Genomic DNA, 26,404 nt, shown 5'->3' with positions numbered 1-26,404 from the left:
GGTTCTCTGGTGGAGGCTTGGTTTAGTTACACGCTATCAAGCGGCTATGGCTATTTCGCTGGGCGCTTGCCAGTCGCGCACGTCGATCTTGCCTGTGACGGCTGCTGAGATTAGGGCCGAGCGACGTTCTTGTAAAAATTCAATTTGCTTCTCTGCGACGATAATCAAATTATCGTAAGTCGTGTTGACTTTAATAATAGTCTCCAATATTTGATTAACTTCACTCACGGGAGGAACAGGTACTTCGATTCCCTTGAATTCATCCCAGTAGAGTCGCAAACGGAAATCTGTAATTCCGCGAGAATATCTTTTTAATTCGGTCACCGCATTTGAAGTTCTCAAAACCAATTCGAAATAGAGTGAATTTATTTTAGTCTTGGGATTACACACAACATAGGCTGGGCTAACTAGCCCTGAAAGAGTAGATGCACCAAATCCACCTTGCCACGCACGCATCATATTGTAGGCAAGGTCATTTTGATGAACAATCTTATACAGCGACTTGTCGTCACTTCGGGTGACTTTTCGATCCAGTTCTTCTTCGTTTAATTCTTTATCCGAGATACCGTGATGGATAGAGACGCTCAATATTGGATATCGCAACTCATGTTCTGTATTTGCGCGTGAATTTGATTCAGAAAAAAGCGAGCCAATTCGCTTTACTTCCCAATGTGTAGGCACTTCACCTAACCACTCCACACCAGATTCGCGCATGGGGGCGTTGGGGTTGAGGCCTTTGGTGACGGCATGACTAATCACCGCCTGCCGTTTTTCTTTCAGCAGCTTGATCAACTCTTGCTGCTTCGCGATCAGGGTATCGATCTTGGCGGTTTCGTGGTCGAGAAAATTGGCGATTTTTAGTTGTTCTTCAAAGCTAGGGGTCGCAACTATTTGTGAGTGAATATTATTGCGATCTAAGGTTCCGACTGCCGACCCAGCGCTTAACCTTTTTGGATTTATTGCCGTCAAAAGATAATAGACAAATTTTGGTGGTGAACCTTTAAAGTCTTTTACATAAAGTGACGTATTGTGAGCCCAAAAATTCTGATCAATAAAATTAATTTCCCCAACACTTCCGCTTCGACCGACCGTTATCGACGGACCTTCGGTAGTGAATGAGTTATGAGTTCCAATTGGTCCATTTGAGCCATAAACCAAATAATCACCTTGAATCATTTCATCGCTTGATAAATCATGTCCTCGCTGAAGTACGAATGAGAATTTAGCTTGCATTAATGTCCAATTGTCTGGAGCTTTCCCTAGCCAGTCCCCCTCGGAGTCCTTATACCCAGGATAAGCCTTATACCGACTCATAGCCCCTCCCCCTGCGTCAGATTCAACAGATAAAACTCATGCAGCTTCGCTTGCAGCAGTTTTTTATCGGGCAGTTGTGTTTGGTATTCAGCAATCATGGCGGGAGAAAGGCTACGGCTCAGTGCATACTCAACCACTTCATCATCTTTGCTGGCGCATAGCAACACACCTATGGCGGGGTTTTCGTGCGGTTTTTTGTGGTCGCGGTCCAGGGCTTCCAGGTAGAAATTGAGTTTGCCCAAGTGCTCTGGCTGGAATTTGTCCACTTTGAGTTCTATCGCTACCAGCGCGTTTAAACCGCGATGGAAGAATAAGAGATCGAGTGCAAAGTCTTGTTTGCCGACTTGCACAGGATATTCGCTACCGACAAAACAAAAATCACGCCCCAATTCGAGCAAGAAATGCTTTAATTTGGCGAGCAGGCCCTCGTGCAAATCAGCCTCGCTGTGTTGCTCTGGCAGGCTTAAGAAATCGACGATGTAACTGTCTTTGAAGACGTTTAAGGCTTCGGGGTGTAATTGTGTCAGCACTGCTGACACTTTTGGCGGTTGCAATACCGTACGCTCAAAAAGCGCGGCATTGAACTGTCGTTCAAGATCACGACTAGACCATCCCTCTTGTACAGACATCCTTAAATAAAATTCACGCTCTTCGCTCACTTTGCTGCGACTGAGAATCGTCAGGTTATGTGTCCACGGCAATTGTCTCACCAGTGGTGCGACAATTTTATCATCTTGATAAGCTTCATAAAACTGGCGCATGCGGAACAGATTGCGACGTGTAAAGCCCTTCAGATTAGGCTGCGTGATGGCTAAATGTTTTGCCAGCGCATCGACTACACCATCACCCCATTCTGCGGCCTTGATTTTATTGCTGATATAGGCACCAACTTGCCAATACAGTTCTATCAGGGTGGTGTTGACGGCTTGATAGGCGTGCTGGCGTGCTGCAGTGATCAGATGTACGACTTCAGCAAAATCGGGCTGCGCGCCATTGCTCAGGTTTGATTTGCTCATGAATGCACCTCTTGCAGCAGCTTCATGATCTCTGCACTGACTGCATCCAGATCCGCATCTATCTCAGCCAGGTCACGCGGTGGCTGGTATTGGTAGAAATGGCGGTTGAAGGGGATTTCATAGCCGACGATGCCGATTTGTTGGTCTTTGTCATCTTTTTTGCTGGCATCGATCCAGGCGTCTGGCACGTGCGGCTGGACTTCTTTTTTGAAGTAGGCTTCGTTGATCTCGTTGACTGTTTTGGATGGATCGAGTGCGACGTTTTCAAAATCACGCAGGTCGCCATCGGCTTTGTATTCTATGGTTTTGCCATCCACGTTAAACAGGCCATAGATAGGGGCGGCTTTGGTTTTGTGGATTTTTTTGATGACGGGCAGGGCGGCTGGGTTTTTCCAGCTTACTGCTGCTTCGATGACTTTTTTGTCTTTGGCGTCCAGGCTGATGTTGGCCAGCTTGGCGGCTTTGGCAATGGCGTCGTCGTAGCCGTTCATGTCATCAAACTGTGACTTGCCTATCTGCGCTTGCAGAGCCTGGGCTTTGAGCATGCTGGCTTTGGCGCTTAACCAGGTATCACGGTTGAGCAGGTCTTTGATTTGCTTTTCTTTGAGGTCGGCAAAATGGGTTTTGATATAACGGCGTATGGCATCTTCATGCAGGCCGAGTTCGCCATAATGCGGGCAATCTGGTGCATCGCTCCAGATAGCGCCTGGCAGAGTGGCGAACTCTGCATATGCCCATTGCATGATGCTGTTCAATGCGCCTGAGTCAAAGCGCAGCGTGGCAATGCGCTCGTCAGAGAACTGGTAAGATTGTCTTAATGGGCGCTCTATCGTAATGCGGCGGTAGCCAAATTCATGGGTCTTGAAAATCTTGGCAGCAAAGGTTTTGGCAGTCTCAGTCTTAGTGTTTGCCGATTGTCTGCCGCGATTACTTTTTTGTTCGGCGGGTTTGTCCAGTTCACGCGCATCAACGGCTTCAAAATCGCCGAAGCAGCGGATGATGGTGGCGATGTCGTCGGCACTCATTTCATTGCGCTTGCTGCCTAATGACTTGCGCATTTTGCTGTAGAGGTTGCTGCCGTTGATCAGTTGTACCAGGCCCTTTTTTTCGTCTGGCTTTTTGTTGGACAGTACCCAGACATAGGTGGCAATGCCGGTGTTATAGAACATATCGGTCGGCAGGGCGACGATAGCTTCCAGTAAATCTGCTTCCAGAATGTAGCGGCGTATTTCTGACTCACCCGAACCTGCACCGCCCGTGAACAGGGGGGAGCCATTCAAGATAATGCCTATGCGGCCACCGCCTTCTTTGGCATCACGCAATTTACTGATGAGGTGCAACAGGAACAGCAAAGAGCCATCAGAGACTCTGGGCAAGCCTGCGCCAAAGCGGCCATCGTAGCCTTTTTGCGTATGTTCATCGCTGATTTCTTGCTCTATCTTTTTCCAGTCAACACCAAAGGGAGGATTGGATAGCATGTAGTCAAACTTGGTGGAGTAGAGCTGATCATTCGACAGTGTATTGCCAAGCTTGATATTGTCCACCTTTTGCCCTTTGATGAGCATGTCTGCTTTGCAGATGGCATAGCTTTCAGGGTTCAGCTCTTGGCCAAAGGCGCGCATGACTGCCTTGGGGTTTAATTCATGCACATACTCCATGCCTGCCGACAAGAAGCCGCCAGTACCTGCTGTAGGGTCATAGATGGTACGGATAATACCAGGCATGGTTAGTGCCTCGTCGTCCTCCATAAATGCCAGCGAAGTAGTCAGGCGCACGATGTCACGTGGGGTAAAGTGTTCTCCAGCGGTATCGTTTGAGCTTTCAGCAAAGCGGCGTATCAGCTCTTCAAATACCAGGCCCATATCGTGATTTGAGACGGCTTCAAGACTAAGGTCTATCGTACGCACCTTTTGTACGACTTTGTAAAGCAGGTTGGCATCATTCAATTGGCCGATGAATTCTGAAAAATTAAAATATTCAAATATCTCGCGTGCGTCTTTGGAGAAGCTTTGGATATAACTTTCCAGATTAGCCTTGATGCCGCTCTCACCTAATTTGGACAAATCCATTTTGGACGTATTGAAGAATGATAGATCCTGGAAAGCATGCAAAATCATTTTCTCTTGTGCTTCTTCTGGTAAATTCATTGCCAGTACTTTTTGATACTTAGCCAGCACCGCTTCTTTGCCAGCTTCTAACACGCATTCCAGGCGGCGCAGCAAGCAAAACGGCAAGATGATGCGGCCATACTGGCTTTGTCTAAAGTCACCACGGAGCAGGTCGGCAATTGCCCAGGATTCGGCAGCGAGATTATTGGATGTTTGTGTCATGGATGATACTTGGTTCTTTAAAATCGTTGAGCTGAAGCAGTTAAATCTCTGCTTGCGAATGTGCGGTGCAGACAGGCGAGATGTTTTCGCTTGCATGCATTTGTTTGATTTGTATCTTACCCGACTGGCAAGGGGCTGCCTATGGGAATGCGCTTGGCGTAGCTCAAAAAAAGCTACTGAAGAAGGGGGAAGGGATAAAGAAGAATTCCTGGCCAAAAACCAAAAAAGCCCTTGAATAATCAAGAGCTTAATCAGTATTTGGTGCCGAGAGCCGGAATCGAACCGGCACGCCTTGCGGCGCGGGATTTTGAGTCCCGTGCGTCTACCTATTCCGCCATCTCGGCAACGCAGAACGAAATTATGACAGAGCCGTCAAAATTTTGCAAGCGACCTGCTGCTTTTGCCGGGTTTGCTGGGTTTCTTATTTTTGTTATTCATCATGGGTTTCTGCCTGGCTGGTCGAAATTCACGTTCCTGCGCCACATGGCGGGGGTGGGGAAGCGTTTTTGGACTATGCGCAGGTAATACCACAGGCTGAAGGCGACGATGGCGAGGCTGGTGCTGTTGGCCATCCAGAAGCCTGCTGCGCCGTGCAAAAAGGCGGGGCTGATGTTGTAGGGGTCCAGGCCCAGCATGACGCCGCCGCCGAGGCCGCAGCCCCATAGCGCGAAGGCGTAGAGGATGGTGGGGACGATGGCGATTTTGTAGGCGCGCAGGATGAAGGCGGTGGTGACTTGTATCGCATCAAAAATCTGGTACACCGAAATGAAGGTGAACAGCGGGAAGGCAGCTGCGATGATGATGGGGTTGGATGTGTAGGCATGCAAAATCAGGTCGCGGGCGAACCAGATGGTGATGCCTATGGGTACAGCCAGCATGGCAGCGAGGATGATGCCGGCATTGCCGGTGACGCGGGCGGCCTGCATTTGTTTGGCACCTATGGCTTGCGCGACCAGGGTGCCGGTGGCGCTTGCAATCGACAGCGGCAGCATATACAGGATGGTGCCAAAATTGGCGGTGAGCTGGTGGCCGGATACTGCCACTTCACCAAGACGGGCGATGAACAGGGCCATAAAGGCAAAGGCGGTGACTTCGATGAGGTAGCTCAGGCCCATGGGTATGCCGAGGTGCAGCAGGCTGCGCAGGGCTTTCCAGTTGGGTTTGACGAAGCCGGTGCCAAATAATGCAAACAATTCATAATATTTGACGTGCTTAAGCATGAGCCAGCCGGTGATAAGCATGAGCCAGGCATTGACGGCAGTAGCAGCCGCGCAGCCGGGGCCGCCCATGGCGGGTATGCCGAGGCCACCGAATATGAACAGGGTATTGAGCGGGATTTTTATTGCCAGTGCGGCGAGTTGTATGGCCATGACCATCTTGGGGCGGCCAACGGCATTATTGAGTGCGCCGTAAATCCTGAAGCCCAGCGTGGCGGGCAGGGCGATGGCCAGTATTTGCAGATATTGTGCGGCCTTGTCATTCAAGGTCGGTGAAGCTTGTGCGATGGAGAGCAAACTATTTGGGAACAGCAAGATCAAACAGCCTATGCAGGCGAGGAAACCGCCCAGCCATACGCCTTGTTTAATCTCTGCGCCTATTTTTTTGAATTTGCGTGCGCCAAATAATTGGCCGACAACGGGGGAGATGGCTTGCAAGATGCCGTTGAGGCCAACGAAGATGCTGACGTAAATCGAGATGCCGATGGAGAGTGCTGCCAGGTCAGTCGCCGAAAAACGCGAAGTCATGGCGGTGTCTATCACCCCATTTCCCACCACGGCCATCTGGCCCACCATCATGGGCCATGATAGTGAGGCGATGCGCTTGATGTTGCCGCGCAGTGTGCTGGGGTGCTCGGTCTTCATTGCTGCTTGCGCTGGTACAGGGTAAACAATTCATCATTGTCGGCAGCACGGTGGCCAGACCAGAGAACAGTCCAGTTTTCTTGCTTGTATTCTGGCGGCAGCACGCTTTCATGCAGGGATTTTTTACTGTTTTGTACCAGTAAAAGCTGGCATTCATGGTCAGAAAATCCAGCGAATTGCAGTTTGCCAAAATAAGCGAATGAAGCGCGTTGTGATGAGCCTATGTGGGCTTGTATGCAGCCCATATTGGGTGGTACTTTTTGCGCGAGTTCTTTGGCCAGTGGTGCATAGCTGATTCTCTGGTCAAACCATGGCAACCACAGGGTTTGCATCAGCAGCCAGCATAAAATTACTCCACCACTGGATAGCACTACTGCGCGCCACAATACGGCAGGCTGCCTGGATATGCGCCAGTATATGAGTCGGAACCAGGCGACCGTCGTCACCAGGGCGATGATGAAGACAAAGATATTGAAACTAGATTGGTAGCCTGGCACCATGTTGCCGGGTTTTTTTGCCATGCCAGCTGGCCAGCCTGTCTGATCTGCCAGCCAATACAGCCAGATAAAAGCGGCAGCTGCCGTGAATACAATGACAGAGAACCAGTCAACGGCGTTGATGGCACTGCGCTTCATGGTCGGCAAGCCAAAGGCTGCGAGTATCGCCAGTGGTGGCAGTATCGGTAAGAGTAATGCTTCTTCAGACTGGTGATTGAGTATGGCGAGTACGCCAAAGCAAATCAAAAAACTGACAGGCAGAGAGATGTGCATGGCCTTTTCTTGTTTGCGCCATGCAAAGATGGCCCAGGCAGCAAAAGGCCAGGCGGGCCAGCTAAACCAGATACCGTAGCGGAACAGGTAGCTGATACTGTCGAATTTTGGGAAATTGAACTGACGATAGTTCCACAGCATCCATGCCTGATAAGGCGAGCTGTCGTAAGGATGTGCCAGGTTGATGGTGAGCAGCCAGATGCTTGCAATAACGATCGCCAGCGGCAGGGTAGTGTTGATCAGGTATTTAAGGGGTTCGCGTTGCTGGCGATAAGCACAGACAGCCAGCAGGCTGATCCATAAGCCTGTCGGTAATACCCAGCCACGGGTCAATACCAGCAAGCCAAGTATGCCGCCGATTTTGGCTGCGGTCAGCCTGCCCGGTTCATCCAGCAGGCGCACACATAAGTACAGGGTGCAGGCGATCAGGGATATTTGCAGGGCTTCTGCGCTGGTTTCGTGACTGCGTAACAGCAGGCCCAGACAGCCAAGATAAATCAGCAAGGCACCGTCGGCCAGGGTGCGGCCAAAATCCCGCGCTTCGGGCTGGCCGCCAAAGGCCAGCTTCAGGGGTTGCGCTTCTGGCCTGCGGCCCAGCAGATAAGTGGCATACCAGACCGAGAGTGAGCCGAGCAGGAAGAATATTCCGGTACTCAGGCGGGCGGCCATGGGTTCACCCACCAGCCAGCCAAATAATTTAATGCATATGGCACCGAGCCAGAACGCCAGCGGGCCTTCTTCTGGCATGGGCAGGCCGACGATGTGCGGCCACAGCCAGTCAGCGAGGTTGCCGTGTGCCATCGTCCACATGATGCCGAAACCGGCGGCGTCATCACCTTTCCACGGGTCACGGCCTATCAGGCCGGGCAGGATATACAGGAGACAGAGGGCGATGATTCCCCAGCGCGGTAGCGCAACTGTTGCGGCGGCAGGAAGTCGTACTGGCTTCATATCTGGGTGGTGGAGGGAAAGGATGCTTATTGTAGGGTAAAGCTTTAGTAAAAAAGGCAGCCTGAGCTGCCTTTTTTACTAAAAATTCTTGGGAACCACAGACGGTCTTGCGTACTCCGCGATTTTGTATTAGCAAGGATTGCCCCGCTAATACATGACACTGATCTGTGCTTCCCTGGCCGATTAGTTGGCGACAGAAGTCTTGGAACCGACTTTGCCGAACTTTTGGCGGAATTTTTCAACGCGACCGGCTGTATCCACGATTTTGTGTTTGCCAGTGTAGAAAGGATGAGATTCTGCAGAAACCTCGATCTTTACCAGTGGGTATTCTTTACCTTCAAACTCACCTTTGTCTTTGGTGTTGATAGTTGAACGTGTGATGAATTTGAAATCGCAAGAAACGTCGTGGAACAGAACTTCGCGATAATTTGGGTGGATGCCATCTCTCATGCTTGCCTCGAAAATAGTGTAGGTAGCCAATAAGCACTTCGTCGGTCGTCTTGCTTCTTGACCCGATTGCATTATCACTTGCCAAAGGTTAAATAATTACCTGGATTTTGGATGTCCAAAATGCCAAGCCGATGATTATACAATGAAAATTGGGGTTTTTGCGATGGGATGTTGTAGGGGATGGGGGCTTATCGCAGATAAATTTGAGGTGAATAAGGTGAGCTTGAGTGAGATGGTGTTGTTTATTACATATGTTCTCTGCTCTTTTTGTTGCGACTTATTCTAGTTTGCTACGAACGCCGCTGGAGCGCCAGCCCGGTGGGTTCCTGCCTGCGCAGGAACGACGAATTTGAAGGCGTTTTCTTTGCGTGAACTCCTGGCCTTCTTCAATTTTTCTTTGTTCTTCTCTATGGTGTAGTAAGGAATTCAAGCAACATATTGCTTGCTTACGGAGCGATGATCTTTTGCAAAAGATTATTCCTCTCTCTGCGCCTCTGTGTTGAAGGGTCTTGAATTTAAAGAACCATAGACTATCAGGCCCATAACCACCCTTAACTTGATAAAATCCTCATTTTTGCCCCAAATCCTGAAGGAGAAGCATGACGACGAACTATCTGGGTATGAGTTCGATGCTGCATACCATTGAAGTCGCCGGGATACTGGCTTTTGCCAGTTCAGGATTTATTGAGGCGCGGCGCAAGCGTATGGATGTGGTGGGGGTGTTTACGGTGGCCTTTATCACGGCTTTTGGTGGCGGCACGCTGCGTGATCTGCTGCTTGACCGCAGGCCGCTGTTTTGGGTGGAGAATCAGGAATACCCTATCCTCATCTTTGTCATGTCTATCATCGCCATCCCGTTTTTGCGGCATTTGCGTAATGCGGTGACCGAAAATGCCATCGTGCTGGCTGATGCGCTGGGGTTGGGTTTGTTCAGCGTAACCGGGGCATCTTTGGCGCAAGAAGCACAGATGCCTATGTTTGTCTGCGTCATGATGGGGGTCATCACCGGGATTTTTGGTGGTGTCTTGCGCGATATTATTTGTAATGAAATACCGCTGGTGTTCAGGCGCAGCCATTTGTATGCGACTTGCGCCTTTGCCGGGTGCTGGGCTTACTTGCTGTTGAACTGGCTGCAGGTCAATGAAGGTGTCGCCCTGGGTTTTGGGGTTGGCATATGTTTCGTACTGCGCATGATGGCAGTACGCTTTGACTGGAAATTGCCGGTTTAGCCGGCATTTGCCTGACTTTGCTTAGTCCTGGTTATTTACGACCAGTTGCAGGCCGCATTCTTTTTCTGATGGTCTGGCTTTTTTCAGGGGCGGGCGGGCAACCAGGCCTGCCAGGAACATGTCTATCATGTCCTCAGCATGCAGCATCAGGCAATAGGCCGACGAGTCTTCCAGCCATTCATGGACTATGCCTATGACATAGGCGTGGATGGCTTGCATGGCGATCCAGGTGTCGGTATCGGGATGTAATTGCCCCTGGTCAACAGCCTGCTGAATCATGACTTGTACTTTGGCCAGGCATTCAACCCGTTTTTCGCTTTCGGCACTGAAGAAGATCAGGTCACTGTTTTTTTCACAGCGATGAAAAATGATGTCAAAAACATTTTGCTGGCGTGCATTGCCAGTGACCAGATTAAGGAAGTGGACGTTCAATTGTTTGATGCCGGCCAACGGGTCTTTGTGCGGTGTGGAAACAATTTCATTAAGCAGAGCTTCCATAGGGAGGAAGGCGCGGTCGCACATGGCTTGAAAGAGGGCGTTCTTATCCTTGAAGTGCCAGTAAATCGCGCCGCGCGTCATGCCTGCTGCCGTGGCAACATCATTGAGTGTGGTACTGGTGACACCTTTTTCGGCGAATACTTTTTCTGCTGCGTCGAGCAGAGTATTATAAGTTTCTTGTGCTTCTTCTTTCGTCTTTCTGACCATTTTGTTTCCTTTGCGTACGCTGCAAATTCTTTATTGCTACGTACAATTTTTTTGCTGTCTCTTCGTTATTGTATGTGATCACTGCAGAACGAAAATTGCAGAAAGCTGGAAGCTTTCTACTATTCGCCGCTGCTGAGTAAAAGCATTGAGCAGGCATCTCGTTATTTATCTGCGTTTTCAGCAGACCTTATACAGCGTTACTACTTTGTGAGCCTGCATTGTTACGCATTGATACTGGTTCTTTTTTAAAAAAATTGAGCTGATTCAGATCAAATTTATTGCTTCAAAGCAGAAAATTCTTGTCTGCTTTATACTTGTTTTCTTGCTTAAGTAACTAGCCTTCATCAATCTACGAGATCAGGTTGTCATCAGGCTTTAATCAGGCAGGACTATAAATAGCTGGAGATACCTGAATTCAGCGCTTGTTATGCTTATGCATGGTCGATTCTTGTTAATTTGAAAACGACTCACGAAGAGTCATATAAATATGGCCAGCGAAAAACTTCACCCGCTTGCGGTGGTTTTTCATAGACCAGAGTAAATTCAGATCTCACCAAAATCCCTGTTTTACCGTAGGGCTGTTTAAAAACTTTATTTACAAACATTCGTGAATGTATATAATAGCACACCGCCTTTCCTTTTAGAAGAAAGAATCTCCTATGCGCTCCCCTGCAAAACCAATAACAAATGTATTAAAGCTATCTTCGATAACCAGTCATATGACTCAGGCTTTGCCTGCTTTGCGTATTGCTGCCATCAGCCTGCCTTTGCTGGTACTGGCTGCTTGTGGTGATAAAGGTGCAGCAAATGCTGCAGGCCCAGGCAAGATGCCGCCTCCGGAAGTGAATGTGGTTACTGTGCAGCCACGTAACCTGGGTCTGGATTTTGAATATGCAGCGCAAACAGCAGGTTCACGCGAGACAGAAGTGCGTGCTCGTGTTGCCGGTATTTTGGAAAACCGTCTGTATGAAGAGGGTTCGCGCGTCAAGGCAGGCACTGTCCTGTTCCAGATCGACCCAGGTGCCTACCGCACACAACTGGCATCTGCAGAAGCAGCGGCTGGTGTGGCAGAAGCCAAGCTGAACCAGACCAAGCGCGAATTTGCCCGCCTGACGCCGTTGGCAGCAGAAAAAGCCATCAGCCAGAAAGAATTTGACGATGCCAAGTCTGCGCTGGAAACAGCAGAAGCCAGCTACAAGCAAGTGCAGGCACAGGTCAATGAAGCCAAACTCAATGTGGGTTATACACGCGTTGTAGCACCTATCGACGGTGTTACCGGCGTTGCTGCCAAGTCCAACGGCAGCCTGGTAACTGCGGCAGACAGTTTGCTGACGACCATCGTGCAAACTGATCCTGTGTATGTCAACTTCAGCGTACCGGAAGCGGATTACCTGAAACTGGGCAAAGATGTTGGTGCAGGCAAGATTGCCTTGCCTGGCAAGAAAACCAATAACGGCAGCCTGGCTTTTGATGTGCAGTTGAAGCTGGCTGATGGCAGCATGTCTCCACTCACAGGCAAGATGAATTTTGTCAGTGAAAAAGTGAATCCTGCAACCGGTGGTTTTGATGCGCGTGCCCAGGTGCCTAATCCTGAAGGTACGTTGCGCCCAGGCCAGTTTGTGCGCGTGATACTCAGCGGTGCAACCCGTAGCGCTGCCATTGCGATACCACAACGCGCGGTAATCGATAGCCCTATGGGCAAGATCGTGTTCACGGTTTCACCTGACAACAAGCTGGTGCCAAAACCGGTTGAGCTGGACGGCTGGTCTCACGGTGAATGGATAGTGACCAAGGGTTTGCAAGGCGGTGACCGCGTATTGGTGGATGGTTTCATCAAGGCACATGATCCAGGCATGACGGTAACACCAATTGCGATTACGGCGAAGGCCGCGTCTACGCCGGCAGCGCCAGCGGGCGCACCTGCCGGTGCTCCAGCGGCTAAAGCCGATGCCAAGCCAGCTTCCAGTGCATCTGCTTCAGCACCGGCAGCCGCCAGTGCCGAGGCAAAACATTAAGCCGTAATTGCGCCCGGTATTAAGCCAAAGTATTAAGCCCCTAATAAGCTGAAAATTAAGCTGAAAATCCGCTGCATAACAAAGCTAAGGCTACAAGGAATAATTCATGTTCTCAAAATTCTTTATTAACCGGCCGATCTTCGCGACTGTCTTGTCGCTGATCATCGTGCTGGCCGGTCTGGCCGCCTTGCGCGTCCTGCCGATTTCGCGCTATCCGGAGATTTCTCCGCCGGTAGTGAACGTGACTGCTTTTTATCCTGGCGCTTCTGCCGAGGTGATAGAGCGCACAGTGGCAGCACCTATTGAAGAACAAATCAATGGTGTTGAACATATGCTGTATATGGATTCGGTCTCGTCTGCCGATGGCCGTGTGTCCATCAGCGTGACATTTGAAGTGGGTACCGATCTGGATATTGCCGCAGTTAACGTCAATAACCGGGTACGCCAGGCAGATGCCAAGTTGCCACAGGAAGTCCGTCGCCAGGGTGTGACGGTTTCCAAGAGCTCATCGAACTTCCTGGTAGTGGCTGCGTTGTTCTCGCCAGATAATCGTTATGATGCCTTGTTCCTGTCCAACTATGCGACCCAGAATGTGCTGGATGCATTGAAGCGTGTCCCAGGTACCACCAACGTGCAGATTTTTGGTGCCAAGGATTATGCGATGCGTATCTGGATGCGTCCTGACCGCATGGCGCAACTGGGCGTGACGGTAGGCGACATCTCGAATGCGATTACCGAGCAAAATGCACAGTATGCTGCTGGTAAGGTAGGCGCACCACCAAACAACACGGAAGAACTGACGATGACAGTAACGGCCAAGGGCCGTTTGCTGGAGCCGTCTGAATTTGCCAATATCATCGTCAAGTCAGCCAAGGGTGGTTCTGCCATCCGTGTCAGTGACGTGGCACGTGTTGAACTGGGTTCCAAGGATTACAATCTGTATGGTCGCGTCAATGGTCACCCATCTGCCAACATTGGTGTGTTCTTGCAAACCGGCGCGAACGCACTTGAAACCCGTAAAGCAGTAGAAAAAACCCTGCAGGACTTGAAAGCCAAGTTCCCGGAAGGCATGGAATACACCACACCGTATGATACGACACCTTTCGTGACAGAGTCGATTGCCGAGGTCTTGAAAACCCTGGGTGAAGCGATGGTGCTGGTGTTCATCGTGGTATATCTGTTCCTGCAAAGCTGGCGCGCTACCATCATCCCTACACTGGCGGTGCCGGTATCACTGATTGGTACCATGGCTGGCCTGCATTTGCTGGGTTACAGTATCAATACCCTGACTCTGTTCGGCATGGTGCTGGCGATTGGTATTGTGGTGGATGACGCGATCGTGGTGCTGGAAAACGTCGAACGCCTGATCAATGAAGAAGGCATGACACCAAAAGATGCAGCGATTGAAGCCATGCACGAAGTGACTGGCCCGGTTATCGCGATTGTGCTGGTGCTGGTAGCTGCGTTTGGTCCTATCGCTTTCCTCGGTGGTCTGGCGGGTGAATTGTATCGTCAGTTCTCGGTCACCATCTCTATCGCTGTGGTCTTGTCCGGTATCGTTGCGTTGACATTGACACCGGCACTGTGCGCGATCTTGCTCAAGCCTGGTTCAGAAAATCACAACCGTTTCTTCACCTGGTTTAATGCAGCCTTCCTGCGTCTGACCAAACGCTATACCGATGGCGTTACCTTCTTCATGAAGCGTGCTGTGCTGGGTATTGCACTGGTGCTGGGCATGGTGGCCATGACTGGTCTGTTGTGGAAAAATGTACCAGGTGGTCTGGTACCGGATGAAGATCAGGGTTATTTCATCGGTGCCGCCATCATGCCTGATGGTGCTTCGCTGGACCGTACTGATGCAATGGTGCGTGATGTTGAATCCATCATGAAAACCAACAAGAATATCGATACGACCTTTGCCCTTGTCGGTCTGGATTTCCTCGGCGGTGGTGGTTTGAAATCGTCTGCTGCAACCATGTTTTTCCCTCTTAAACCTTGGGAAGAGCGTCACCAGTCTGCGCAACAACTGGTGGGTGAAAGCTATATGAAAACTGGTCGTATCAAGGAAGGTTTACCACTGTTCTTTGCCCCGCCTGCCATTCAGGGCCTGGGTCAGACAGGTGGTTTTGAGTTCTACCTGCAGAACGCCGGTGAAGGTGGCGTCAAGCGTTTGGCTCAGATCTTGCCTTTGCTGATTGCGGAAGCCAACAAGCAGCCAGAACTGGCTGGTGTGAAAACCTTGTGGCAAGCTAATTCACCACAATTGTTTGTTGATGTGGACAATGAAAAAGCGCGCTCCATGGGCGTAGCCCTGTCTGATGTGTATAACACTCTGGCTGCAACCATGGGTAGTTACTACGTCAATGACTTCAACAAGAACGGCCGTATCTATACCGTGCAGTTGCAGGCAGAAGGCCAGTACCGTGCCAAGCCGGACGATATAGGCAGCATGTATGTGCGCTCCAATACCGGGCAGATGATACCTGTGCGTGCATTCACGACCATCAAGTTCATTACTGGTCCTGATTCTGTACAGCGTTTCAATGCCTTGCCTGCGATTAAATTGCTGGGTGATGCCAAACCAGGTTTCAGTTCTGGTCAGGCGATTGCAGCGATGGAAAGAGCGGCGAAAAATGTTCTGCCGGCTGACGTAGTCTACGACTGGGGCGGCGCCTCCTTCCAGGAAAAACGCAGCAGCAATGCCGCAGGTTTGGCACTGGGTGCTGGTGTACTGATGATTTTCCTGATCCTGGCTGCTCAGTATGAAAAATGGTCTTTGCCATTCTCGGTCTTGCTGGCCATGCCTTTCGGTATTTTCGGTGCCTTGCTGGCGGTGTACCTGCGTCACTTCAATAATGACGTGTACTTCCAGATTGGTCTGGTGACGCTATTGGGTTTGTCGGCGAAGAATGCGATTCTGATTGTGGAATTCGCGGTCATGAAAGTGCATGAAGGTTATGCGCCGGTGGCAGCGGCACTGGAAGCAGCTCGCTTGCGTTTCCGTCCTATCCTGATGACTTCGCTGGCCTTTATTTTGGGTGTGGTACCACTGGCTTTCTCGCACGGCGCAGGTGCTGCCGCGCGTCAATCTCTGGGTACTGGTGTATTGGGCGGTATGCTGGCAGCGACTTTCCTGGCGATCTTCTTCGTGCCTTTGTTCTTCAAGCTGATCAATGACAGGCGCTTGAAAACAACTGAGCAGGATTTTGAACATCCTGTCCATATTTTGCACAATGCGCCTCAAGCAGATGTGAAGGAATAATGATGTCTGGAACAAAATTTATATTAATAACGCTGGTCGCCAGCATGGTGCTGGCAGGCTGTGCCTCGGTAGGGCCAAATTACCAGCGTCCTGCGCTGGAAACACCAGCCAGCCTGGGTGTAATGACAACACAAAACAAACAGGTCGCAGTGGACTACGCCGCCTGGTGGAAAAGTTTTCAAGACCCGGTCCTGGATAGCTTGCTGGATGAAGCCAGCAAAAATAACCAGGATTTGGCCCTGGCGGCTGCCCGTATAGAAGAGGCGCGTGCTGTTGCGGTAGGCGCCAATTCAAATCGCTTCCCCAGCGTAGATGCCAATCTGGGTGGCACACGTACCCGCACCAGTGAAAATGCCGGCAAGCTGGGCACGGGTGCCAGCCCTTATGGTAAAGACTTTCAACTCAGCCTGACAGCTTCGTATGAAGTTGATTTCTGGGGCAAGCTGGCACGTGCAGATGAAGCCGCTCGTGCGCGTTTGCTGGCGCAGGAAGCCAACCGTGGCCTGGTGCAAAGCAGTCTGTATGCGAATGTTGCGCAAAGCTATTTCGCCATGCGTGCCGCCGATGCGCAACTGGCTCTGGCTGATTCGACCTTGAAAACCCGCCAGGAAAACCTGCGTTTGCAACAGCGCCGTTTTACAGCGGGTGCGACCAGTGAACTTGATTTTCATGTGGCTGAATCTGAAGCCGCAGCAGCTGAAATCAGTTATGCTCAGGCCAAGCAGTCTTTGTCGAATATAGAGTCGACACTGGCGGTCTTGCTGGGCCGTTCTGCCAGCGCGATCGCACAACCTGTGATTGCCCGTGGTAACGAAATCGGCAGCTTGCATCAGCAATTGATCATGCCGGCTGACTTGCCATCCGATCTGCTGAACCGTCGTCCGGACATCTTGTCGGCAGAGCAGGCGCTGGTGGCTGCCAATGCAGACATTGGCCAGGCCAAGGCACAATATTTCCCCAGCCTGAAACTGACAACCACGGCTGGTTATGAATCCAAGGTATTCGAGGACTTGATTAATCCTGCGTCGTTGTTATGGAGCCTGGGCGCCAGCCTGGCGCAGCCTGTATTCCGTGCAGGTGCAATTGCTGCGGTAGTGCAAGGTGCTGAGGCCCGCAAGAACCAGGCACTGGCGCAATATGTGCAGGCAGTGCAGGGTGCCTTCCGTGATGTGCACGATGCACTGAACAATACGGCTGCCAATGAACAGGTCAATGCAGCTTCCGAGCGCAGGGTCACTGCCTTGAAAGATTCATTGCGCCTGGCGGATTTGCGCTACAAGAATGGCTATAGCAGTTATCTGGAAGTCTTGAATGCGCAACGCGACCTGTTTCAGGCACAAGCCAGCCTGATTGACAGCAAGCGCGCACAATTGTCGTCTGTCGTCAGTATTTACAAGGCCGTCGGTGGTGGCTGGAGCAAGCCTGAGATTTTGGCTGGCAAGTAAAACTGATTTATGATGTGATAAAAAAACGGCCCTTTGACAGGGCCGTTTTTTGTGGGCCGAGGCCCTATTGCTTAGAATTGCCATCAAAGCTTTTGAGCGATGATCTTACTTTCTGTAGAAAAGCATCATCCACTGTTCCCAGTGTGCCACTGCGGGCGAGAATGCGGCCATTTTTATCCAGTAAAATCAGGGCACTGGTATGGTTGAATACGCCGCTCTCCATTTGCCTGTATTGAATATTCAATACTGCAGCTAGTTGGCGTACGGATTTTTCACTGGTGCGTGCCAGTACCCAGTGCTGCTTGTCCAAATCTCTGGCTTTGAAAATGGAGTGCAAAGTCGTGATATCGTCCCTGGCTGGATCGAGTGTGACCAGCAAGACGGATAAATTTGCTTTTTCATGTGCATTCAGTTTTTTCTCCAGCATTCTTATGGTGTCTATCAGCATGGGGCAAACATATTCACATGAGTTATAAAACATGCTGGCGATCACTATATGTCCAGCCTGGCTCTCCAGCTTGAACTTGTTGGCATGCTGATCTTCTAGTGTGATTGCTAATTGGTAGACGGAATCACCCGGAAAAGTTTGTGCTTGCTGTGTGGCTTTTACGGTCTCGACAGAACCTGCATGTGCATTTAACGCAAACAGGAAGAGGGCGGCGGCAATTGCCTTGCATGCGTTCAATGTTAATTTCATTTTCATTCTTCCTTCAAGTCACGGGCACAGCGGAATCCAAGATTGTCAGTGGTACTTGCCCCCGTCAGCGATGACAACAGGGCTACCCTCATCAAGATTGCATAGTTCTCTTTATTTTGCAGACTGATAGCTCCGGCTCCACAAAATTGCAACTTATCCGGATCACCCTGAGTGCGACTGTCAGCGCTGATCAGCAAGGCATTGAAGTCGCTGACCCATTCCCATATGGTGCCGTGCATATCGTTGATGCCGTAGTAATTGGGAGCCTGACTGATATTGGTTGACGATAAAGTCGACGATACTGAATACCAGGAAAGTATGCGTGCACGCCAGGCTGGATCACTGCGGGCATCTGCATGTTGCTCATCTGCTGCGGCGACCAGTTCCCATTCATACCAGTTAGGCAATCGCGCATTTTCGGATTCGCAATAGGCCTGTGCTGCGTGCCAGCTGACACTGGTGACTGCCAGTGGTAATTTTTGTGCATCACCGGTTTCGCTTGGCGATGCCCATGAATGCAGGTAACTGGCGTCTGCAAAAATAGCAGGTACCTGATTTCTTTGCCATTCAGGATGGGCCTGCAGGAACTGAAGATAATCACCATTCGTTACCGGACTGGCGCGCATGGCAAAGGCCTTGACCTTTGCCTTGTCTTTGATATCTGGCCCTGACAAGACGCTGGCGAGCTGATTGCCTGGAATAACGAAGTAATCAGCTGCATCGGTTGCAGATGAAAAGAGCAAAAAAGCTGTGCTCAACAAAACCTGTCGGTAAGTTGATTTGCAATTGTACCTGTAGCGATTCGCCATAGTCTTCATAAGCAACACTGATCAGTCTATCGTATGGGATGATGTGATTAATGTGCCGCTGCTTTCGCAGGTACGGCCCTGGCACGTTCAGCCTTGACATCACTGGCCAGTACGCGCCCACCCTTATTACCCCAACTATTCAAGGTATAAGTCAGGATATTTGCGACTTCATCGTCATTCAATTGATTCATGGCAGGCATGACGGAATCAAATTCTTTTCCATTGACGGTGACCTTGCCACTGAGACCCCGCAGCAGCACACCGATGGATCTTTGTGGGTCTGCATTCAGATAATCAGATTGTGCCAAGGGAGGGAATACACCAGGCAGTCCCGCGCCATTTGCCTGGTGACAGACTGAGCAGGTACCTGCAAACAATTGCCCGCCTGCGTTGACCTGATCCTGCACCGTCAGCGTGCCGCTCTCTGCTGCCCTTGCTGCTGTGCTGACTGCAGACAAATTGGCTTGCGCACGGTCACCCAGATAGACTGAATCCAGTTCCTTGCCTGAATAGATATCTTTCTTCTCCGGGCCATCGACTTTCATGATGGCCAGTGCACCTTTATTGAATGCGCGGAATATAGAATGATCGACCAGTACATAACTACCCGGTACCTTGGTCTGGTATTCAACAACCGCTGCGCCACCAGCCGGGATGAGTGTAGTTTGTACATTTTTCTGGACGTTGCTGCCGCCTTCAAAACGTACTTTATCGAAAATGGCACCAATCACATGGAAGCTCGACACCAGGTTAGGACCGCCATTGCCGACGAACAGACGAATTTTTTCATCCGTCTTGGCAGTCAAGGCTTTATCACCTGTCATAGAGCCTTCGGCACCATTGAACAGGACATATGTCGGTTTTTCGTCTATGGCTTTTTCCATGTCGAAAGGCTGGTAACCTTTTTCACGGTATTTTCCCGTTGTATAAAAATCACCTTGCATGACATAGTATTCGCGGTCTACAGGTGGCAAACCTTGTGGTGGTTCAACCAGAATCAGGCCATACATGCCGTTGGCAACGTGCATGCCGACAGGTGCTGTCGCACAGTGATAGACGTAAATGCCTTCATTAAGTGCCTTGAAGGTAAATTGTGATTCATGGCCGGGTGCTGTGAAACTGGATGATGCGCCGCCACCAGGGCCGGTCACTCCATGCAGGTCGATGTTATGTGGCATCTTGCTGCTTGGATGGTTCTTGAGATGGAATTCAACTGTGTCACCCTGGCGCACGCGAATGAAGCTACCAGGCACGGTACCACCGAAGGTCCAGAACATATATTTTACGCCTTCTGAGATTGCCATTTCCTTTTCAATGACTTCAAGTTCGACAATAACTTTCGCTGGATGATTGCGGCGTATCGGCGGCGGCACAAATGGTGGGCTTGTCAATACAGCGTGGATAACCGGGCCCTTGGGTGGCCCAAAATCGCCCGTGCCTTTGCTGCTTTTAGTCTCTGCTGCTTGTGCTGACAAAGTCAGGAACAGGGAGACGATTAATATCCGTGAAACCAGGGATGCGGAGAAACCTCTGAACATGTCTTTCATAAGTACACCTTTTGTATGTGAAGGTCGGAAGCCTGAAGGAAATCTCATCGCTATTCACAATACTGGGGTATTTCTCAAAGATCATTGATATGAAATAAGAAGTTAGAAGTTTTCCCTGGAAGTGATCATTTTTTTGACGTCTGATGACGGACAGGCGCAAATGGTGTCCTATGTGGTGCTTGTTTTTCGTTTTATTTTACTGACTGGGAAAATCTGTATTTTTTTTGTGTTATTTTTTTGTGCGACCAAATCTGCAAGCGTCACTGCATCAAGTACTGACAGATATGAAACGGTTGCCTGGCTTAGCACTCCTTTTAAAGTGCATGCACCTGCATAGGTGCAAGTGTTGCTGCTGCGGTCAAAACACTCTGCCATATAAAAGTCAGATTCGGCATCGCGTACTACATCACCTATATTGATTTTTTCAGGTGGCAGATTCAGTTTCAAACCACCATGACGACCACGTATGGTTTCCACTTTGTTTGACATCCCCAGTTGATGGACAACCTTGGTCAGATGGCTTTTTGAAATGCTATGCAGCTCAGCAATTTCCTGGATGGTAACCAGCCTGTCGTCATGTTGTGCCAGATAAATCAGGGTGCGCAATGTGTAGTCGGTGAATGCGGTTAATCTCATATTGATTCCAAAAACATAGCTATGTCATTGAGCGCGTCTGGTCTGAGTGTTTTGACACAATTCAATAACTAATTAAGATACATATAGTATAGATGTTTATGAATGTCGCCTGGCTTCTGGCAAAGATTTGATTTTCATCAAGGGTTTTGCATTAAACATTCATTCTATTTGTATCTTTAAATACATGTATATAAAATGAATCTTTAATGAATCAAGCTTGTTTCGCCGACAAATTCAGTCAGATGAAACATAGCCTTGGGTCAGCTAATTTTTCACTTCACCAATAAGGAAACACGCCATGCATGCCACGCGTAAACTCTGGACTTGGCTCGCCGTCATCTGTGTCTTGTCTTTTGCCGTCCTGGGTTGGGTAGGCACAGAAATTTATCTGACGGCACCGCCCATTCCCAAACAAGTCGTCAGTAACGACGGCACCGTCATATTTTCAGAAGGGCAGGTGCCACTCGGCCAGGAGGCCTGGTTATCTGCAGGTGGGCAGCAATTAGGTTCGGTATGGGGGCATGGCAGTTATGTCGCACCAGACTGGTCTGCCGATTGGCTGCACCGTGAATCTTTGGCTTTGCTGGAAATCTGGGCACAAAAGGAAGCGCGGACATCGTTTGAGCAACTGAAACCTGGGCATCAGGCAGAATTGAAAGCGCGCGTGAAGCTGGAAATGCGGAGCAATACTTACGACGCATCTACCAATGTGATCACGCTCAGCGCAGACCGGGCCAAGGCAGTCCAGCAAGTTGCGCAACATTATATTGCCCTGTTTGGTAATGATCCTTCGCTGGAAAAATTGCGTGAACAATATGCGATGAACCGGGGTACTTTGCCAGAAATCAAGGATTTGCAAGCCTTGCCTGCATTCTTCTTTTGGTCGGCCTGGTCTGCTGCAACAGACAGGCCAGGCGCAAAGGATCTCAGCTATACCAGTAACTGGCCGCATGAACCACTGGTGGACAATACACCAACTGCCGGAGCTGGTATCTGGTCCATCGCCAGCATCATACTGATGATCGCTGCCATTGCCGGTATGATTTTTTATCATTCCATCAGCAAGGAGGAGGGCGACCCGGTACCACCCAAAACCGATCCCCTGTTTGATCTGAAGCCCACACCTTCGATGCAGGCAACCAGGAAGTATTTTTATGTCGTGATAGGCCTGATACTTGCGCAAGTCGGCATGGGGGTGATTACTGCCCACTATGCTGTCGAAGGGCATAGTTTCTTTGGTTTTCCTTTAGCAGATATTCTTCCATTTACAGTCAGTCGCACGATACATACGCAATTTGCCGTATTGTGGATTGCTACTGCCTGGTTGGCGACGGGTCTGTACATAGCGCCTGCCATTTCGGGTCATGAACCGAGGTTTCAAAAACTAGGGGTCAATGTCCTGTTCTATGCCTTGCTCTTCATCGTGGTCGGTTCTACTGCATCTGGCTGGCTGGGTAGCCTGCAACACAAAGGCAATGAATTCAGTTTCTGGATAGGTAATCAAGGGCTGGAATTCACCAGCATGGGCCGGGTCTGGCAAATACTTTTATTTATTGGTTTACTGTTCTGGGTGATTTTGCTGGGGCGTGGTTTATTGCCCGCACTGCGAAAACCATCCGAGAGCCGTGGCCTGATTGCGATGGTGTTCCTGGCAGCGATGTGCATAGGTGGTTTCTATGCCACCTCACTGACCTGGGGCCCGCACACTCATTACTCCATGATTGAGTACTGGCGCTGGTGGCTGGTCCATCTGTGGGTAGAAGGCTTTTTTGAAGTGTTTGCTACGGCAGTCATCGCCCTGTTGTTCACCCGCCTGGGCTTGATACATGCAGCGACTGCCAATAGCGCGATTATCCTGGAAACCATCGTTTTCCTGTTCGGCGGCATTTTGGGAACCTTGCATCACCTATATTTCACCGGGACACCGACTTTTGTCATTGCCATCGGTGCCATGTTCTCTGCATTGGAGGTAGTGCCACTGGCCATGATAGGTGTAGAGGCTTTCCGCAATTATCAGCGTTCGAAAGCTGCACCTTGGGTGCAGGCATATAAGTGGCCGATACTTTGCTTTATTGCCGTTGGGTTCTGGAATACCGTTGGTGCAGGCTTGCTTGGATTTTCCATCAATACACCGATTGCGCTGTACTACATGCAGGGCTTGAATATGACTGCGGCACACGGTCATGCTGCGTTGTTTGGTGTCTACGGCATGCTGGGTATAGGCTTGCTGTTGTTCTGCCTGAGAGGCTTGTCTGATCGTGCCCTCTGGTCCGATAAATTATTGCAAGCGATGTTCTGGCTGCTCAATATAGGCTTGGCAATGATGGTGTTCATGTCGCTGGTGCCAGCGGGTATTTATCAGGCCGTAGCCAGCGTTACCAAGGGCATGTGGTTTGCACGCTCACCAGATGTCATCCATTCTCATTTCATGGAAACCCTGGTGTGGATGCGGGTACCCGGTGACATCGTGTTCTCGATTGGTGTTGTTTGTCTGGCTGTATTTGCCTTGCGTTTGCTCATTGGCAAAAAGCGCGTGCAAATGAGCGCGACTGATATTGGCTACGCCAAGGTTTCCAACAAGCTGTAGTTATTTCTTAGTTATTTATTTAAGGGAGGGCAGAAAAAGCTCTCCCTGTAATTTTTTCTTATTTTCATCTATATTAAAAGGAGTTTTATCATGGCTCACGATTGTTCCATTCCCGTATTGGCGGAAGGCGTTTATGAATTTGATGCGCGTGGTGTCGCCAAGCGTTTTCGTCATGCAGCGATTTTTGGTGCCTTGTCGGCATTGAAACCAGGGGAGACCATGCGTTTTTGCAATGACCATAATCCCTTGCCCTTGCTGGCACAAATCGGACAACACTTTGGCACTGGTGTGAAGGTGGCCTATGTTTCACAAGAGCCAGGCGAAATCATTATTGATTTTCATGTGGCAACTTAATCCATTGCTGCTCATGTCACTGTGCCTGATTGCAATACGAGGAGAAATAAAATGGCCATGCCACACTTGCGCTCAGGAGAAATGACTAATTTGTTGTTGTCCGAGGGGCAATTACTGACAGTACCGGCGCACGCCTTGTTTAAAGACGAGTATCTTGAAGTCATACTCATGAACCTGGTACAGGGAAAGAGCCTGCCTACGCATCACGTCAATGGTCCCATCACCATACAGTGCCTGTCTGGTGATGTACAAGTTGAACTGGCGGAGGGTACCAAGACCATGCATGCAGGTGATTTGCTGTATCTGGCTGCCGGTTTGCCGCATGCAGTTGTGGCGATGAGCAATACTTCTTTTCTGGTGACGATAGTTTTATTGCAAACTGTAACGTAGTAAACCATTCAGCCGGGGAGTAAACATAAAAAAAGCCGTCACAAAAGTGACGGCTTTTAAGCCTGAAAACAAGAGGGAAATTACCCGCCTCTGCGCATCATTTCAAAAAACTCTGCGTTGTTTTTTGTGGCTTTCATCTTGTCGAGGATGAACTCCATCGCTTCGATTTCGTCCATGCTATACAGCAATTTGCGCAAGATCCAGATCTTTTGCAATTGATCCGGCTTGATCAGCAATTCTTCACGACGGGTACCGGATTTGTTGAGGTTGATGGCTGGGTAAACGCGTTTTTCAGCAAGGCGGCGTTCCAGATGAACTTCCATATTGCCCGTGCCTTTGAATTCTTCATAGATCACGTCATCCATACGGCTGCCGGTTTCGATCAGGGCTGTCGCGATGATGGTCAGTGAGCCGCCTTCTTCTACATTACGTGCTGCGCCGAAGAAGCGTTTTGGCCGTTGCAGGGCATTTGCATCCACACCACCAGTCAATACCTTGCCAGAAGCAGGGATGACGGTATTGTAGGCACGTGCCAGACGGGTGATGGAGTCCAGCAGGATGACCACGTCTTTTTTCATTTCTACCAGGCGCTTGGCTTTTTCCAGCACCATTTCAGCAACTTGTACGTGACGGGTGGCTGGTTCATCGAAAGTCGATGCTACCACTTCACCGCGTACCGAGCGCTGCATTTCTGTTACTTCTTCCGGACGTTCATCGATCAGCAAAACGATGAGGGTAACGTCAGGGTGATTGGTGGTAATCGCGTGTGCCACGTGTTGCAGCATGACGGATTTACCGGATTTTGGGGATGCTACCAGCAAACCACGTTGGCCACGGCCGATAGGGGCGATCATGTCGATGATGCGGCCTGTGGTATTTTCTTCGCCGCGCATTTCGCGCTCGAGTGTCAATACCTTGTTCGGGTGCAGCGGCGTCAGGTTTTCAAACAGGATGCGGTGCTTGGAGGCTTCTGGTGATTCGCCATTGACCTTGTCCACCTTCACCAATGCAAAATAGCGTTCACCATCTTTTGGTGTGCGGACTTCACCTTCGATAGAGTCGCCAGTATGCAGATTGAAACGGCGGATTTGCGAAGGAGAGATATAGATGTCATCAGTCGAGGCCATGTAACTGGCATCTGGCGAGCGCAGGAAGCCAAAGCCGTCAGGCAATACTTCAAGGGCGCCATCGCCAAAAATTTGTTCGCCTGATTTTGCACGTTTTTTGAGGATCGCGAACATCAATTCCTGCTTGCGCATACGCGCAGCGTTATCGATATCGAGTCCTATGGCCATTTCCAATAAAGCGGATACGTGTAAGGCCTTTAGTTCAGATAGATGCATGGTGAGTGTCCCGGGATGGGATTATGGGGTGGGGGAGTGAGCAGAGGTACTACGGATTAAACAGGATAGAAAGAATTTCTGTCTTGGTTTCGTTTTATTTAATATTACTTAACTCGGGCCTGAATTTGCATGCAGCAGTTGAGGGTTATCAACCGGGGCAGCTGTCTCTTCATTTTCTCTACTTTAAGGCTGCTAACAATCTTGTTGTTGGCAGCCTTAAGTTTCAGACCGCAATAATACCTTAAATATTACTGTCAATGAAAGAGGTTAATTGGCCTTTTGCCAATGCACCTACTTTTTGTGCTGCTGCAGCACCGTCTTTGAACAAGATCAGGGTAGGGATGCCACGGATACCAAACTTGGCAGGAATTGCCTGGTTTGCATCTACATCCATCTTGGCTACGACGATTTTGCCATTATATTCTTTGGCAACTTCTTCCAGTATAGGGGCGATCATTTTGCAAGGACCACACCATTCAGCCCAGAAATCGACCAATACAGGTACGTTAGATTTTAATACGTCTGCTTCGAATGAAGCATCGCTTACATATTTGATGTTTTCGCTCATGGAATCCTCAACGAGAGGGAAAAATTAAGGGGTAACAGCGCCACTGAATGTCGGTATTTTGGACAGCGCCGCATTCTGATTTGAATCTGGGGGTGATAGTCACGAATTCAATGGTGTTGAATAG

21 protein-coding genes and 1 tRNA gene are annotated in these 26,404 nt (G+C 49.9%); 8 read left to right on the top strand and 14 right to left on the bottom strand.

What is annotated here, in order from left to right; translation table 11 throughout:
• Positions 1–36: 36 nt before the first annotated feature.
• The 3 genes from AC07OI_RS28270 to AC07OI_RS28260 all read right to left on the bottom strand — a co-directional run bounded on the left by AC07OI_RS28270 (position 37) and on the right by AC07OI_RS28260 (position 4,660).
• Complete coding sequence (locus AC07OI_RS28270) at positions 37–1,233, bottom strand: restriction endonuclease subunit S (RefSeq protein WP_495259460.1); 1,197 nt, start codon at positions 1,231–1,233, stop codon at positions 37–39.
• Between the two features lie 77 nt (positions 1,234–1,310).
• A complete protein-coding gene (locus tag AC07OI_RS28265; protein ID WP_495259459.1) occupies positions 1,311–2,330 on the bottom strand; it encodes a PDDEXK nuclease domain-containing protein in 1,020 nt (339 codons plus the stop codon).
• Positions 2,327–4,660: a type I restriction-modification system subunit M gene (locus AC07OI_RS28260; protein ID WP_495259458.1), complete on the bottom strand. Its 2,334-nt coding sequence runs from the start codon at positions 4,658–4,660 to the stop codon at positions 2,327–2,329. The genes AC07OI_RS28265 and AC07OI_RS28260 overlap by 4 nt, the downstream gene beginning before the upstream one ends.
• Here AC07OI_RS28260 and AC07OI_RS28255 point away from each other — a divergent pair.
• Entirely contained in the window at positions 4,659–4,895 is a 237-nt protein-coding gene (locus AC07OI_RS28255; protein ID WP_492708352.1) for a hypothetical protein, read from the top strand. The genes AC07OI_RS28260 and AC07OI_RS28255 overlap by 2 nt on opposite strands.
• 24 nt (positions 4,896–4,919) lie before the next feature.
• Here AC07OI_RS28255 and AC07OI_RS28250 read toward each other — a convergent pair.
• The 4 genes from AC07OI_RS28250 to AC07OI_RS28235 form a co-directional block, all read right to left on the bottom strand.
• Positions 4,920–5,004 (bottom strand) — tRNA-Leu (locus tag AC07OI_RS28250).
• Positions 5,005–5,097: 93 nt separating this feature from the next.
• A complete protein-coding gene (locus tag AC07OI_RS28245; protein ID WP_423010814.1) occupies positions 5,098–6,522 on the bottom strand; it encodes an MATE family efflux transporter in 1,425 nt (474 codons plus the stop codon).
• Positions 6,519–8,243: an ArnT family glycosyltransferase gene (locus tag AC07OI_RS28240; protein ID WP_495259457.1), complete on the bottom strand. Its 1,725-nt coding sequence runs from the start codon at positions 8,241–8,243 to the stop codon at positions 6,519–6,521. The genes AC07OI_RS28245 and AC07OI_RS28240 overlap by 4 nt, the downstream gene beginning before the upstream one ends.
• 183 nt (positions 8,244–8,426) lie before the next feature.
• Positions 8,427–8,693 carry a type B 50S ribosomal protein L31 gene (locus AC07OI_RS28235; RefSeq protein WP_186955279.1) on the bottom strand — a complete coding sequence of 89 codons (267 nt, stop codon included), beginning with the start codon at positions 8,691–8,693 and terminating at the stop codon, positions 8,427–8,429.
• A gap of 599 nt (positions 8,694–9,292) precedes the next feature.
• On the opposite strand from AC07OI_RS28235, the gene AC07OI_RS28230 reads away from it, so the two are divergent.
• Positions 9,293–9,922, top strand: coding sequence for a trimeric intracellular cation channel family protein (locus AC07OI_RS28230; protein WP_492708348.1), 630 nt, complete (start codon positions 9,293–9,295; stop codon positions 9,920–9,922).
• Between the two features lie 21 nt (positions 9,923–9,943).
• On the opposite strand, the gene AC07OI_RS28225 is transcribed toward AC07OI_RS28230, so the two are convergent.
• Positions 9,944–10,627: a TetR family transcriptional regulator gene (locus AC07OI_RS28225; RefSeq protein WP_492708346.1), complete on the bottom strand. Its 684-nt coding sequence runs from the start codon at positions 10,625–10,627 to the stop codon at positions 9,944–9,946.
• 719 nt (positions 10,628–11,346) lie between these two features.
• Between AC07OI_RS28225 and AC07OI_RS28220 the strand changes: the two genes are divergently transcribed.
• The 3 genes from AC07OI_RS28220 (at position 11,347) to AC07OI_RS28210 (ending at position 17,349) form a co-directional block, all read left to right on the top strand.
• Complete coding sequence (locus AC07OI_RS28220; RefSeq protein WP_495259456.1) at positions 11,347–12,642, top strand: efflux RND transporter periplasmic adaptor subunit; 1,296 nt, start codon at positions 11,347–11,349, stop codon at positions 12,640–12,642.
• Between the two features lie 106 nt (positions 12,643–12,748).
• Positions 12,749–15,904: an efflux RND transporter permease subunit gene (locus tag AC07OI_RS28215; protein WP_495259455.1), complete on the top strand. Its 3,156-nt coding sequence runs from the start codon at positions 12,749–12,751 to the stop codon at positions 15,902–15,904.
• Positions 15,904–17,349, top strand: a complete 1,446-nt coding sequence (locus AC07OI_RS28210) for an efflux transporter outer membrane subunit (protein WP_495259454.1) — start codon at positions 15,904–15,906, stop codon at positions 17,347–17,349. Before AC07OI_RS28215 ends, AC07OI_RS28210 begins: the two co-directional genes overlap by 1 nt.
• Before the next feature lie 64 nt (positions 17,350–17,413).
• Here the strand turns inward: AC07OI_RS28210 and AC07OI_RS28205 are convergent, their stop codons facing one another.
• From AC07OI_RS28205 to AC07OI_RS28190, 4 genes are all read right to left on the bottom strand, one after another.
• The gene (locus tag AC07OI_RS28205; protein WP_495259453.1) at positions 17,414–18,046 is read right to left on the bottom strand and encodes an SCO family protein; all 633 of its coding nucleotides are present in this window, start codon (positions 18,044–18,046) and stop codon (positions 17,414–17,416) included.
• Positions 18,047–18,048: 2 nt separating this feature from the next.
• Complete coding sequence (locus AC07OI_RS28200; RefSeq protein WP_495259452.1) at positions 18,049–18,789, bottom strand: formylglycine-generating enzyme family protein; 741 nt, start codon at positions 18,787–18,789, stop codon at positions 18,049–18,051.
• Positions 18,790–18,902: 113 nt separating this feature from the next.
• Positions 18,903–20,402, bottom strand: a complete 1,500-nt coding sequence (gene nirK, locus AC07OI_RS28195) for a copper-containing nitrite reductase (protein WP_495259451.1) — start codon at positions 20,400–20,402, stop codon at positions 18,903–18,905.
• A 168-nt stretch (positions 20,403–20,570) separates the two neighbouring features.
• Positions 20,571–21,038: an RrF2 family transcriptional regulator gene (locus AC07OI_RS28190; protein ID WP_495259450.1), complete on the bottom strand. Its 468-nt coding sequence runs from the start codon at positions 21,036–21,038 to the stop codon at positions 20,571–20,573.
• 298 nt (positions 21,039–21,336) lie between these two features.
• Here AC07OI_RS28190 and AC07OI_RS28185 point away from each other — a divergent pair, with 298 nt between their 5' ends.
• The 3 genes from AC07OI_RS28185 to AC07OI_RS28175 all read left to right on the top strand — a co-directional run bounded on the left by AC07OI_RS28185 (position 21,337) and on the right by AC07OI_RS28175 (position 24,369).
• Positions 21,337–23,625, top strand: coding sequence for a nitric-oxide reductase large subunit (locus AC07OI_RS28185; RefSeq protein ID WP_495259449.1), 2,289 nt, complete (start codon positions 21,337–21,339; stop codon positions 23,623–23,625).
• A gap of 90 nt (positions 23,626–23,715) precedes the next feature.
• On the top strand, positions 23,716–23,979 hold the full coding sequence (locus tag AC07OI_RS28180; protein WP_492708329.1) for a DUF2249 domain-containing protein: 264 nt from the start codon (positions 23,716–23,718) through the stop codon (positions 23,977–23,979).
• A gap of 51 nt (positions 23,980–24,030) precedes the next feature.
• Complete coding sequence (locus tag AC07OI_RS28175; protein ID WP_495259448.1) at positions 24,031–24,369, top strand: cupin domain-containing protein; 339 nt, start codon at positions 24,031–24,033, stop codon at positions 24,367–24,369.
• Between the two features lie 80 nt (positions 24,370–24,449).
• On the opposite strand, the gene rho is transcribed toward AC07OI_RS28175, so the two are convergent.
• The gene (gene rho / locus AC07OI_RS28170) at positions 24,450–25,712 is read right to left on the bottom strand and encodes a transcription termination factor Rho (protein ID WP_110257254.1); all 1,263 of its coding nucleotides are present in this window, start codon (positions 25,710–25,712) and stop codon (positions 24,450–24,452) included.
• Positions 25,713–25,953: 241 nt separating this feature from the next.
• Positions 25,954–26,280, bottom strand: a complete 327-nt coding sequence (trxA, locus tag AC07OI_RS28165; RefSeq protein ID WP_423031160.1) for a thioredoxin TrxA — start codon at positions 26,278–26,280, stop codon at positions 25,954–25,956.
• Between the last annotated feature and the right edge of the window lie 124 nt (positions 26,281–26,404).

This window comes from Undibacterium sp. GW821-FHT07F11, assembly GCF_059418665.1.
This window is presented reverse-complemented; position numbering and strand designations above follow the sequence as displayed.